Origin of the sequence: Pseudomonas sp. Yb2C2, from assembly GCF_052112325.1 — a bacterium.
Taxonomy (GTDB): Bacteria; Pseudomonadota; Gammaproteobacteria; order Pseudomonadales; family Pseudomonadaceae; genus Aquipseudomonas; species Aquipseudomonas marginalis.
On record NZ_JAVAJK010000050.1, the window covers coordinates 1 to 11,294 of the forward strand.

Consider the following 11,294-nt stretch of genomic DNA (forward strand, 5'->3'; position numbering starts at 1 on the left):
GCAGGTCGTATTCCACCGGGTCTTCCACGGTGAGGATATTGCTGGTGCTCGCATCCAGCCGTGCCAACGCCGCGTACAGGCTGGTGGTCTTGCCGCTGCCCGTGGGCCCGGTGACCAGCACAATGCCATGGGGCTGGCGAATCAAGGTGTCGAGGCGCGCCAGCAACTGCGGCTCCATGCCCAGGGTCTCCAGTTGCAAACGCCCGGCTTGCTTGTCGAGCAAGCGCATCACCACGCGCTCGCCATGCCCGGTGGGCACGGTCGACACACGAATATCAATCGGCCGCCCGGCCACGCGCAGGGCGATACGCCCGTCCTGGGGCAGGCGTTTTTCGGCGATGTCGAGCTGGGCCATGATCTTGATCCGCGACACCAGTGCGCCATGCAATGCCTTACGCGGCGACACCACATCCCGCAACGTGCCGTCGACGCGGTAGCGCACCACGGAGTGGGTTTCATAGGGCTCGATATGGATATCACTGGCCTCGTCCCGCGCGGCCTGGGTGAGCAAGGCGTTGATCATACGAATCACCGGCGCGCCGTCCTGGGTGTCGAGCAGGTCGGTGATTTCGGGCATGTCCTGCATCAGGCGGTCGAGGTCGACCTCGTTTTCCGCCGCGCCCACCACGGCGGCGGCGCTGCCCGTATCGGCATAAGCACTGGCGAGAAGGCCGTCGAGTTCATCGTCGCGTACCTGCTCAACCCGCGACTGGCCGAACTGGCGCCGCACTTCGCTGATCGACCAACCGGGGGTTGAGGGGCAGACGGTCAGCAGCATGCCGTCCTCGCCGGGGCGCAGGAGGATGCGTTGGGATTTGGCCCAGGCGTAGGGGAGCAGGCTCACGAGACATCCTCTTGACTGAGCGCGGTCCAAATGTGGGAGGGGGCTTGCTCCCGATGAGGGTGTGTCAGCCAGCCAATTTGAAACTGACCCACCGCTATCGGGAGCAAGCCCCCTCCCACATTTAGATCTCCACTCGAACTCATGGCCGTGCATTTCCAGAAACCGGCACCGCCCGAATCACCGCCCGCGGCCCCTGCTGCTGCCCACCCGGAATCGCCTTCTCCACCGACGGTAATTGCGGCGCCTGCACATCCGGCATCGCCCAGCTGTGCTCCGGCTGCAACCCACCCTGGGCACGACGCATGAATTCATAGCGGTTCAAGGTAATGCTACGCCCCGCGCCACTGTCGCGAATAATGTAAGGCCGCAGGAACACCATCAGGTTAGTCTTGCTCACACTGCGCTTCTCATTGCGAAACAACGCCCCCAACCCCGGAATATCCGAGAGCCACGGCACCGCGTCATTGCTCTGGCTGTAGCCGTCCTGCAACAGCCCGCCCAGCACCATGATCTGCCCGTCGTCGAGCAGGATGCTGGTATCGATCGCGCGCTTGTTGGTCACCGTGCCCGCCGACACCGACGCCCGTGTGTCCACGGTGCTGACCTCCTGGTAGATATCCAGCTTCACCGTGCCGCCTTCGGAGATCTGCGGGCGTACATTCAGCTTGAGCCCCACCTCTTCGCGCTGCACGGTCTGGAACGGGTTATTGCTGGTGCCGCCGCCACCGGTCACATAACTGCCGGTGACGAATGGAATGGTCTGCCCCACGAAAATGCTCGCCGCTTCGTTGTCCAGGGTCAGCAGGTTCGGCGTGGACAGCACGTTGGTGCCGCCCTTGCTCTTCAAGGCACGGGCCAGCACCTTGAGGTCGAGCACCTTGCCGATCCCCGGAATATCCACAGTGCCATTGACCACGCCGATATTCAGGCCCTTGGGCAGCACATCAATACTGGTGGGACTGGTCGGCGTGCCCACGACACCGCTGCCGCCCAGGTTCACCCCGCCGAAGCCGCCTCGGCCCGCCAGGTTGCCGGCCTGCCATTGCACACCGAACTCGGTGGCATCGTCCTCGCCCACTTCCACGATCAGGCTTTCGATCACCACCTGGGCGCGGCGCTGGTCAAGCATGTCGATCACTTCCCGCAGGTTGCGGTACAGCGGGTCCGGCGCGGAGATCAGCAGGGTGTTGGTGGTGGCGTCGGCCTGGATGGTCACGCCGCCGGCGCTGAACGCCGTGTCCTGCTCGTTGGCGGTATTGCCGGTATTGGTGCCGGTGCTGGAGCCGGTGGCTTGCCCATAGCCCGACTGCACGCCACTGCCGGTGGGCGTGCCGCTGCTGTTCTGGGCATTACTCGTGCCCTGCCCGTTATTGCCATTGCCGCCCATGGCGCTGAGCTTGCCACGCCCATCATCGCTCACCCCGGAATCGCTCTCGCCGGTGAGCAGCCCGCGCAGCGACTGGGCCAGCTTGGCCGCCTGGGCGTTGCGCAGGTACACCACGTGCATATTGCTGGGGTTGCTCTGGGCATTGTCGAGCTTGTAGATGAGGTTGCGCGCCAGCTCCGTACGTTCGGGGCTGCCGGAACGGACGATGATCGAATTGGAGCGCGGGTCACCGACCACGTTGATCTTCTGGGTCTGGTCGGCGCCCTGGGTTTCCAGCAGCTCGGAAACCATGGCGGCGATGTCCACGGCAATGCCGTTCTGAATCTGCACCACATCGGTATCGATGGCGCTGGGGGTGTCGATGCCGCTGATGATCTGGGCGACCCGCGCAAGGTTTTCCGCATAGTCAGTGATGACGATGCTGTTGTTGCCGGGGTAGGCGTTGATCGGGTTGTTCGGCGACACGATGGGACGCAGCACCGGGATCAGGTTCACCGCATTTTCGTATTGCAGGCGGAAGGTGCGCGTCTGCATGCCACTGCTGCCGGCACTGTAGATCGGCCCGCCGAGCAACTTGGCATCGGCCTCCGGCACCACCTGGGCCACGCCGCCCACATCCACCACACTGAAACCCTGCATGCGCAGCGCCGCCAGCAGCATGTCGTAGGCCTGATGGGCCGGCACCTGGCCTTCGCTGACCAGGGTGAGCTTGCCCTTTACCCGAGGGTCCACCAGGAACTGCTGGCCGGTGGCACGGGACAGCGCGCGCACCACCGCCTGGATATCGGCATCGACGAAATTGAGCTGCACCGGCTGGTCACCCAGCGGGTTGCGCGCCTTGACCGGCGCCGGGGCCTGGCCACGGACGCTGTTGGTCACCGGGTGCTGGACCCGCGGTTTCGGTGCTTCGTCGCGCTGGCGATCCAGCAGGGTATCGCCGCTGCGCCGGGTATCGGCCAGGGGTTGGCCAAGCTCACTGTCCACCAGTAACGGCGTGGTTGACGGGCTGCTGCACGCACTCAAGGCCAGCAACAGCAACGGCGCGGCCTTGCGAAAAGGGAGGACTGACCACTTCATGAAGCTTCCTTAGCGCCAGGCGCCTGATCCATGCGAACGGTCCCGGACACAGTGCCGGCCGAGTTATCGACGGCATCCGCAGCACGTTGCAAACGCGCCTCGGACACCTCCAGGGAAAATGAACGGGCATTGCCCAGCAGCCAGGCCACCACGGCGTCGGCCGGGGCGTTGTCGAAGGTCAGGCGCCAACCGCCGGCGTCCAGCGCCTGCACCTGGTAATGCCCTTGCAGGCCGGCACTGTCCAGGGCCTGGCGCAACGCGGCTTCGTCGGCCTGGCGCGGCGCGGCGACGTCCTGCAACAGCACCTGCAAGGATTCGGCCTGGGCGCGCAGCCTGGGGGTTTCGGCCTGCCAGTAGTCGATCTTTTTCAACGCCGGCTGCACCAGCACCAGCCAGGTCAGCAGGCTTGCCAACACCAGCCCGGCGCCGATCAGCAGGCGTTTCTCGCGCAGGGCCAGGCCGCTCCAGAACACCTGGGCCTGGGTGCGCAGGCGCAGCCACCTATTCATCGCCGGCCTCCGGTTTTTCCGTGGCCGGCGCCGGGCCGATGCTCCAGCCCTGCTCATCGCGCATGGCGGCAAAACCGGCCTGGGCCAACGCGGCCTGCCACTCACCCTCGGCCGCCGGGTTGCGGCTGTCGGCGAGTAACGCCAGGTGCAAGGTGCCCTGCTCAAAGTTCAGGTTATCGACGCTGCCCACCATAAAGGGCAGGTTGCTGCCTGCCAGTTGCAGCAGGCTGCTGAAGCGTTGGCCCGAATCGGCAGCCGCGCCGCTCTGACGTGCGGCCAACTGTTGACGGGCCTGCTGCAAAGGGTTGAGCACCACGGGTAATTCAGGAAACGCCTGGCGCACCTGTTGGTTCATCAACGCCTTGAGCCGTTGGCCTTCGTCGACCTGGCGCGCGGCATACAGGTTGAGGCCGACGGTCCAGATGGCAGCGGCCAGCGCCACACAAGCCAGCGCCCTGCCCCATCCGGCACCGGAGGCTTGACCGAGGCGAGCATGCAAGCCCCAGCCAGGCACCGCGCCGCTCCAACGCTGCGCCTCCGCCACCAGCGGCACGTCGAGCGCCTGCAACCCCAGCGGGTGCACAGCGCCCTGTTGCAGGCTGTCGCGGGTCAACAGATAGCCGTCGTCCAACGCCGCCGCCCCCACCGGCAACGCATAGGGCGCCGGGTACAGGCCGCGCAGCTTGAGCTGCACCTGGGCCAAGACCTGGCCCAGTCGCTCCAGCCCGGCCTTGGGCACCCAGCCCACCTGCACGCGCCCATCGCTTTCGCGCGGGCCGTGGGCCACGTGCATTTGTTCCACCGGCCCGAGGATCAGCGCCTGGGCCGCACAGGCCACCGCCGCCTGGTTTTTTGCTGCGGGCAATGGCGGCAGCTCCAGGCTGGTGAGCAGGCTGTCATGCGGGTGCAGAAAGCAGTCCACCGCCTGCCGGCTCTTGCCCAATTGCGCCAGGCTTTCCTGCCCCTCGGACACCACCACGCCACGCTCGATCCAGGCAAATTTCACCTGGCTTTCAGCACTGACCTGATCCAGCGGCGGCAAGGCAATGCGCAAGCGTTTCATACGCCCACCCGCGACCAGATCACCTTGGGCTCACGGTCTTCGGGGCGGTGCAGCAACGCGTCGATTGTCACCCGCCGGCGCTCGCGTCGCGCCTGGCCCTGGAGGCGAAACCACTCGCTGGTAATGCCCACTTGCACCGCTTCCAACTCCACCTGGGGCAAGTGCAGACGGTTGACGAAATCCCCACGGTTGATAAACCAATGCCCGTTGTCGCGCTCGGCCACCAGCCCGTGGGCCTGGGACAGGCTGAGCTGCGGCACCACCGCGCTGAGCACTTCGGCGCTGGCAGTGTTGCCGTTGACCCAGGTATTGCCGGGCAGCACGCTGACGTACGCCTGCAGGCGCTGCAACACCTCCGGGGTCAGGCCTTCGAGGCCACTGAGGTCGTCGAGGCTGCGCAGCATCGGGTATTTGGCGGGCTGCCCGTTCTGTTCATAGGAAGCAATCACCCGCTGGCTGATGCGCCGGCTCACGGCCGGGGCCACGCCCAGGGTGCGGCACAGGCGCTCGAAACTCTGCAATTGCTCGGCGTCGGGCTGCTGGCGGTTAACCAGGTTGCGCAGGTTGAATTTGCCCTGTTCATCGTCTATCCGCCCCTCGAACACGCCTGCCTGGGCCCGCGCCCAAGGTTGGTCAAGGCGGGTCAGCACGTCCTTCTGGCGGGCTTCCCAGAGCATCTGCCGGCTGCGCTCAAGACCGCCCAGCAACAGCCATTGGCCCTGCACGCGCGACTGTTCGGCTTCCAGGCTGCGGGTGAATACGGTCTGGCGCGTGAGCATGCCGCCGGCGATCACCGCCACCACCGCCGCGATCAGCAAGGCACTGATAATCGCCATGCCGCGCTGCTTCGCCGCTGGGGGCGAATACCCTTTCATGGCGCGCCTTACAACTGCCAGGAGCCGATATCGGCATTCACGCCATCGCCATCCGGTTGGCCATCGGCGCCCAGGGAGAACACATCGACCTCACCGTTGGCGCCCGGATTGAGGTAGTGGTAAGGGTGGCCCCAAGGGTCGTTGGGCAAACGCTCGAGGTAGGCGCGCCAGTTATTGTTCTTGGCATCCGCCGGGCGTTCCACCAGCACTTTCAGGCCCTGGTTCATGCTCGGGTAAGTGCCGTGGTCGAGGCGATACAGCTTCAACGCCTGCATCAACCCACCGATGTCCTGTTTCGCGGCGGTGGCCCGCGCCTGGTCCGGGCGATCGAGGACCTTGGGCACCACCATCGCCGCGAGGATCCCGAGGATGACCACCACCACCATGATCTCGATCAAGGTGAAGCCACGCTGGCCGCGAGGGCCTGGCAATGGGGATGTTAGGCGCGCGATATCCATCTCGACATTCCTTGGCTTGGGTACATTTCGTGGCGCAGTGTTGCAAGAACACATGTCAGTCGTATTGAAAATCCTCGGGAGTTTCGGTCGCCAATCGGTCAACTACCGGCGCTAGTCTGCGGGCCTGTTTCCCGGCTTTGAGAACCCCATGTACGGCCGTCGCAAGGAGCAAGGTTTTACCCTGATCGAGGTGCTGGTGGCGCTGGCGATTATCGCTGTGGCGATGGCTGCTGCCATCCGTGTGGCCGGGTTGATGACCCAGGGCAACGGCCTGCTGCGGGACAAATCCATGGGGTTGCTGGCGGCGCAGAGTCGCCTGGCGGAGTTGCGCCTGGAAGGGCATTTGCGCGACGGCACAAAGACCTTCAGCTGTGACCAGGGGCGCTTGAAGCTGCGATGCGAACAAACCATCAGCCGCGATGGCCGCCTGTTTCAAGTCAACGTGCAGGTGCTCGACGCCAGCCGCGAGGCGCCGCCGCTGGCCCGCGTGGAGACACAGGTCAGGGCCGAGTGAGCCGCGGCAAGGCCGGCCCATCGGGCAATTTGTCGAGGTTGACGCGCAGCTTCTCGCCGCCGCGCTCGATCTCGACTCCGTCGCCCTCGATGGCCGTAAGCCGCACGCCGGGGCTGAGGCGCTCGCCCAGCAGGAAACTGCGCGGCGGGCCGTCGTTGAGACTGAGGATCGCCACCGCACCGCGCTCCCCGGCCAGCACCCCAGAGACCTTGACCTGCAACGCAGCCGGCGCATTGGAAAACCATTGCAGCGCCGGATTATCGCTGCGCGCCGCCAGCACCTGGGGCGCGGCCTGGGGCGTATGGGACTCGGCGGACGTCAGCAACAGCGGCGTCCAGACCGCCACACCGGCCAATGCCGCCAGCAACGCCACGATCTGTACACCGTGGGCCGGTGAGAAACGCAGGGTAAATGCCATGGGAAGGACCTCCTGTTTGTCCATGGCACCAGCCTACAGGCCAATTCGCACGTTTTTATTTCACAAGCTCACCAGCTTTCGAGGGGCCTACCGATGAAACAGCAAGGCTTCACCCTGATCGAGTTGATGGTGGTGCTGGTGATCATCGGCATCGCCAGCGCCGCCATCAGCCTGACCATCAAGCCCGACCCGCTGCACCTGCTGCGCAAGGACGCCGAGCGCCTGAGCCAACTGCTGCAAGTGGCCCAGGCCGAAGCCCGCGCGGACGGCCGCCCGATCACCTGGCGCGCCGACGCCAAGGGCTTTCGCTTCAACCGCCGCACCGACGATGGCAGCGGCGTCGAAGCGTTCCAGGGCGACACCCAACTGCGTCCGCGCCTGTGGGAAAGCACGCCGATGCACATCGATATCGAACCCCGGCAAACCCTGGTGCTCGACGCCGAATGGATCAACCCACCCGTGCGCATCGTGCTGTCCGACGGCCAACACAGCCTCAGCCTGCAACGCGACACCGCCGGCTTGATGCGCGTGGTGAGCCAGCCATGAACCGATCCGAACAAGGCTTCACCCTGATCGAAGTGATGGTCGCGATCATGCTCATGGCCGTGGTCAGCGTAATCGCCTGGCGCGGGCTGGACAGCGTCACCCGCGCCGACCAGCACCTGCAGGCGAGCAGCGAACAGACCGAAGTGCTGCTGCGCGCCCTCAACCAACTGCAGCGCGACATCAGCCTGCGCGCCAGCGTCGAACTGAACACCCCGGAGCCCTCAAAGAACAGTGCAGAAAAGCTCGATGGACCGGCGGCGGTCACCGTGCGCAGTTCCGACAGCAAAGGCTTTCGGCTGGACATCATTCGCAGCGCACCCATCGCCGGCGATGGCCTGCAACGGGTGCGCTGGTGGCTCAAGGGCGACAGTTTGTATCGCGCTGCGGCACCCGCGCGGGATCGCTATCCGCTGCCGGCGGCGAAGGATGGCGTGGTGGTGTTGAGCGGGGTCCGTGACCTGCAGGTGCGGGTGTGGGAGGCGGATAAGGGCTGGCGGCAGTTGAGCGGGAATCGGCGTGAGGATCCGTTGGGGTTGGAGATCAGTTTGGTGCGGGAGACGCCGCAGGGGGTGGAGAAGTATCGGCAGGTGGTGGGGCCATTGAGATAGCCGTCCCAAACACGCCCCCCGTAGATACCTTGTTATCACATTGAAAATAGGCAGGTACTTCTAACTCAACAACACCACCCCACCCGGCAACTCCGTACACTTGGCCCCATACGCATCCCGAATCAACAACGCCACCCCTGCCAACTGCTGCAGGCTGAACCGCGCCTGGACGCGCCGTTGGCCAAGTTGCTTGTTGAGCAGCACCAGCATCCCCGGGCGGTAGCGGTTGATTTCGTCCACCACCGTGGCCAGGGTGGCGTTGTTGAAGACCAGCACCTGTTCGCGCCAGGCCACGACCGCCTGGGTGTCCACCACCACCGGTTCGCCCAGGCCGGCCGCGTCGTAGCTCAGTTGCCGGCCGCTCTCCAGGCGCACGCTGCGCCCGGCCACGGCCACCGACAGCCAGCCCTCGATACAGGTCACGCACACCGTGCGGTCGGTGTTGCGCAGATTGAAACGTGCCTGCGCCGCGCTCACCCAGCCTTCGCCCGCCAGCATCTTGAGCGGTTGTGCGGAATGGGCGATCACCTCGACTTCGCCTTCGAGCAATTCAAGCCCCTGGCCCACGCGGCTGACGCGCGTCTGGGTGTTGAGTTCCAGGCTGACGCCGTCGCTTAACAGCACTTGGCGCTGTTCGCCGACTTCGGTGCGATAGTCCGCGGTGAGGCCGGCAAAACCACCGGGGGAGCCGACCTGCACCATGAGCATGGCGGCCGATGCGGCAATCGCGCCGCCCAGGAATGCACGGCGTCCAAAGCTGCGTGGTTGCGAGACTGAATCGAGGGCCGGGGCCAGTTGCTGCCACATCGCCTTGGCCTGCTCGAACGCCTGGGCATGCTCGGGGCTTTGCGCACACCAGGCCTTGAGCGCCTTGGCATCGGCCACGGTGGCGCGGCCCGAGGTCAGCAGGACCAGCCAGTCGCGGGCTTCATCGTGCAGGGGGCTGGCGGCGGAGTGCCGGTGGGCACAGAGGCTAAAAATGTTCAAGCGCGCAAATACTCACGGTTTTATCAGGGACTCGACTCTAAGACGGTTTTCCGGCCCCGGGACCGAACCGCTGGATCACTTTTCTTTCCAGGCGCTTGGCGCAGTGGCCCAGGGCGGCCTTGATTTCCTTCTCGACCATGCGCGTGGAAATGCCGAAACGCTGGGAGATTTCCAGGTGCGGGGCTTCTTCCAGGCGGGCGGCGATAAGGATCTTGCGGCGGCGGGCCGGCAGTTCGTAGAGCGCTTTGACCAGGGACTGGATTTCTTTCTGGCCGCCCACCACCCGTGAAGGGTCCTGGGCTTCGTCGGCGCTTTGCAGCAGTTCTTCCACCTCGCTGCCGGTGAGCAGGCGCGCGTCAGCCTGGCGGCGGTCGGCGGCGATGTTCAAGGCCATGCGGTACAGGTAGGCATTGGGTTGCGCCAGGTTGGGCGGCACTTCCATGCGGTCGACCCGCAGGTAGGTTTCGTGCAGCACATCGTTGGCCAGGTCCTCCGAGCCCAGGCGCTTGCGCAAACGTACCTTGAAGTCGTCGTAGGAGGCCAGGAACAAGCCGACCATCGTACTGTGCCCGGTATTTTTCATCCGCCCCAGGCTCCGTTTGCTGCTGTGCATTCCATGCGCATTCCTGTGGTGTCGGGCATCAAAAGTAAAGTCACCGGTTGACGCAGCGAGCTCGGTGCCGGTCGTTCGACCCGCGTGGTGCCCAGGTTGCGTACCAGTGCTTCATCGCGTTGTTCGTCGCCGGTGGAGCTGACCAACCGACTGTGTTCGATCAGCCCTTGGGGGTTGACCCACACCTGTACCAGCGCGCGGAAACTGCCGGGCCGGGTCAGCGGCGAGCGGCACAGGCTGGCCTCGATGGCCTGCTGCAAGGCCGTGGCGTAGCTGTTGTTGATCCGTGCGGCGTTGCGTGCCGCCGCACCACGGGTGGCAGGCGGCTGGCTGACCGCGGGCAACTGCAAGGTGAACGCATCATCGCGTGCATAACGCGCCATCAGGCCACTCCCCGTCAGCAACATCGCCAGAGCCTCCTGCGCTGTAAAACGCCCGCGCACACTGATGGAACGCCGGCCCCGCGTCAGTTCGCGGTCGACCAGCACCGCCATTCCGGTGGCGCGGCTGTACGCTTGCAGTGCATGTTCCAGGTCCTGCGCCGGCAGGTTCAACAGCAGCAGCGATGACTCCGCCTGCGCGACGCGACCACCGGCCAGCAGCAACAGCAAGAGCAGGGCGCATACGGCGCGCCTCCAGCCCCCCTGTTCACCCCCTGCTCTGCATCGCTGCACGGCCGACGCGCCCTAGAAAACCGTCATCCTGAGGCCAATTTATGAACCTGATGTTACGGTGATAGCAAAAAAAACATCACGGTGACGAGAGGCCCGCTGCACTAGACTTGTACACCAACCGGCCCCCCTCGGGCCCGCCAGGAGGCCTTGATGAAACGCTTACCGCTCCTCGCCAGCCTGTTGCTGTGCGCGGCCCTACCCTTGCACGCCCACGCCGGCAACTGCGCCGAAGTCTCGGTGGATGGCTACAAGGCGCCCGACTATGGCTGCCTGAGCCAGCAGATGGGCAACGACACGAATGCGGCCAAAGCCGCGAAGAAAAACCGCGAGGCGCAAGGCATTGCCGTGGAAAAACGCCAGCCGAACAAGGTCGGCCTGGCCACCCCGGCGGCGACCAGCGTGCGCATGGGCAATACCTTCGGCACCTCGGTGAAACCACAGCGGCCTTGAGTTGTTCGATAACTGTTTGAGCAACACAGCACCCATGTGGGAGGGGCATAGGTATCTACACAACTTTGTCTAAACGCTGTCCCCCCGGCAGATAGAGCTGTTGTGGTGAGCGGGCTTGTCGAATCGTCGCACCGCCCCCGCCTGGCTGCTAAGCAGCCCCAAAACCCGCCTCTACAGAGTTTCTGAGACACCGCGTTCTTCTTTCCTGGGGCTGCTTCGCAGCCCAGCGCGGGCGGTGCGACGATTCGACAAGCCCGCTCACCACCACCAC

General features: G+C 65.1%; 14 protein-coding genes. 4 read left to right on the forward strand and 10 right to left on the reverse strand.

Annotated features, from left to right (window positions below):
• The 6 genes from Q8X51_RS31895 to gspG form a co-directional block, all read right to left on the reverse strand.
• The coding region (locus tag Q8X51_RS31895) for a GspE/PulE family protein (RefSeq protein ID WP_407694868.1) at positions 1-844 on the reverse strand (844 nt) is incomplete at its 3' end.
• A 139-nt stretch (positions 845-983) separates the two neighbouring features.
• The gene (gene gspD, locus Q8X51_RS31900; protein WP_407694867.1) at positions 984-3,308 is read right to left on the reverse strand and encodes a type II secretion system secretin GspD; all 2,325 of its coding nucleotides are present in this window, start codon (positions 3,306-3,308) and stop codon (positions 984-986) included.
• Entirely contained in the window at positions 3,305-3,817 is a 513-nt protein-coding gene (gene gspM / locus Q8X51_RS31905) for a type II secretion system protein GspM (protein ID WP_407694866.1), read from the reverse strand. Before gspM ends, gspD begins: the two co-directional genes overlap by 4 nt.
• Positions 3,810-4,880 (reverse strand): type II secretion system protein GspL, encoded by a 1,071-nt coding sequence (gspL, locus tag Q8X51_RS31910; RefSeq protein WP_065947770.1) that lies wholly within the window; start codon positions 4,878-4,880, stop codon positions 3,810-3,812. Before gspL ends, gspM begins: the two co-directional genes overlap by 8 nt.
• Positions 4,877-5,755 (reverse strand): type II secretion system minor pseudopilin GspK, encoded by an 879-nt coding sequence (gene gspK / locus Q8X51_RS31915; protein ID WP_083221209.1) that lies wholly within the window; start codon positions 5,753-5,755, stop codon positions 4,877-4,879. The genes gspL and gspK overlap by 4 nt, the downstream gene beginning before the upstream one ends.
• 8 nt (positions 5,756-5,763) lie before the next feature.
• Complete coding sequence (gene gspG, locus Q8X51_RS31920; protein WP_049708805.1) at positions 5,764-6,213, reverse strand: type II secretion system major pseudopilin GspG; 450 nt, start codon at positions 6,211-6,213, stop codon at positions 5,764-5,766.
• A 148-nt stretch (positions 6,214-6,361) separates the two neighbouring features.
• Between gspG and gspI the strand changes: the two genes are divergently transcribed.
• Positions 6,362-6,727, forward strand: a complete 366-nt coding sequence (gene gspI / locus Q8X51_RS31925) for a type II secretion system minor pseudopilin GspI (RefSeq protein WP_027607546.1) — start codon at positions 6,362-6,364, stop codon at positions 6,725-6,727.
• On the opposite strand, the gene Q8X51_RS31930 is transcribed toward gspI, so the two are convergent.
• Positions 6,714-7,145 (reverse strand): type II secretion system protein N, encoded by a 432-nt coding sequence (locus Q8X51_RS31930; protein ID WP_407694865.1) that lies wholly within the window; start codon positions 7,143-7,145, stop codon positions 6,714-6,716. The genes gspI and Q8X51_RS31930 overlap by 14 nt on opposite strands.
• Before the next feature lie 93 nt (positions 7,146-7,238).
• Between Q8X51_RS31930 and gspH the strand changes: the two genes are divergently transcribed.
• Together gspH and Q8X51_RS31940 are read left to right on the forward strand one after the other, a co-directional pair.
• Positions 7,239-7,691 (forward strand): type II secretion system minor pseudopilin GspH, encoded by a 453-nt coding sequence (gspH, locus tag Q8X51_RS31935; protein ID WP_065926284.1) that lies wholly within the window; start codon positions 7,239-7,241, stop codon positions 7,689-7,691.
• Entirely contained in the window at positions 7,688-8,299 is a 612-nt protein-coding gene (locus tag Q8X51_RS31940; protein WP_407694864.1) for a type II secretion system protein GspJ, read from the forward strand. The genes gspH and Q8X51_RS31940 overlap by 4 nt, the downstream gene beginning before the upstream one ends.
• A 60-nt stretch (positions 8,300-8,359) precedes the next feature.
• On the opposite strand, the gene Q8X51_RS31945 is transcribed toward Q8X51_RS31940, so the two are convergent.
• The 3 genes from Q8X51_RS31945 to Q8X51_RS31955 are packed head-to-tail and all read right to left on the reverse strand — an operon-like array spanning position 8,360 to position 10,510.
• Positions 8,360-9,286, reverse strand: a complete 927-nt coding sequence (locus Q8X51_RS31945; protein ID WP_407694863.1) for a FecR family protein — start codon at positions 9,284-9,286, stop codon at positions 8,360-8,362.
• A gap of 37 nt (positions 9,287-9,323) precedes the next feature.
• Entirely contained in the window at positions 9,324-9,869 is a 546-nt protein-coding gene (locus Q8X51_RS31950; RefSeq protein WP_027607555.1) for an RNA polymerase sigma factor, read from the reverse strand.
• Positions 9,866-10,510, reverse strand: coding sequence for a secretin and TonB N-terminal domain-containing protein (locus tag Q8X51_RS31955; RefSeq protein WP_065926293.1), 645 nt, complete (start codon positions 10,508-10,510; stop codon positions 9,866-9,868). Before Q8X51_RS31955 ends, Q8X51_RS31950 begins: the two co-directional genes overlap by 4 nt.
• A gap of 213 nt (positions 10,511-10,723) precedes the next feature.
• On the opposite strand from Q8X51_RS31955, the gene Q8X51_RS31960 reads away from it, so the two are divergent.
• On the forward strand, positions 10,724-11,023 hold the full coding sequence (locus Q8X51_RS31960) for a hypothetical protein (protein ID WP_074846122.1): 300 nt from the start codon (positions 10,724-10,726) through the stop codon (positions 11,021-11,023).
• The last annotated feature ends 271 nt before the right edge of the window (positions 11,024-11,294 follow it).

Excerpts from the sequence above, each read along its gene's own strand:
- gspH (WP_065926284.1), top strand. The coding sequence starts at position 7,239 with ATGAAACAGCAAGGCTTCACCCTGATCGAGTTGATGGTGGTGCTGGTG.
- Q8X51_RS31960 (WP_074846122.1), top strand. The coding sequence starts at position 10,724 with ATGAAACGCTTACCGCTCCTCGCCAGCCTGTTGCTGTGCGCGGCCCTA.
- Q8X51_RS31950 (WP_027607555.1), bottom strand. The coding sequence starts at position 9,869 with ATGAAAAATACCGGGCACAGTACGATGGTCGGCTTGTTCCTGGCCTCC.
- gspL (WP_065947770.1), bottom strand. The coding sequence starts at position 4,880 with ATGAAACGCTTGCGCATTGCCTTGCCGCCGCTGGATCAGGTCAGTGCT.
- gspD (WP_407694867.1), bottom strand. The coding sequence starts at position 3,308 with ATGAAGTGGTCAGTCCTCCCTTTTCGCAAGGCCGCGCCGTTGCTGTTG.
- Q8X51_RS31930 (WP_407694865.1), bottom strand. The coding sequence starts at position 7,145 with ATGGCATTTACCCTGCGTTTCTCACCGGCCCACGGTGTACAGATCGTG.
- gspI (WP_027607546.1), top strand. The coding sequence starts at position 6,362 with ATGTACGGCCGTCGCAAGGAGCAAGGTTTTACCCTGATCGAGGTGCTG.
- Q8X51_RS31940 (WP_407694864.1), top strand. The coding sequence starts at position 7,688 with ATGAACCGATCCGAACAAGGCTTCACCCTGATCGAAGTGATGGTCGCG.
- gspG (WP_049708805.1), bottom strand. The coding sequence starts at position 6,213 with ATGGATATCGCGCGCCTAACATCCCCATTGCCAGGCCCTCGCGGCCAG.
- gspK (WP_083221209.1), bottom strand. The coding sequence starts at position 5,755 with ATGAAAGGGTATTCGCCCCCAGCGGCGAAGCAGCGCGGCATGGCGATT.
- gspM (WP_407694866.1), bottom strand. The coding sequence starts at position 3,817 with ATGAATAGGTGGCTGCGCCTGCGCACCCAGGCCCAGGTGTTCTGGAGC.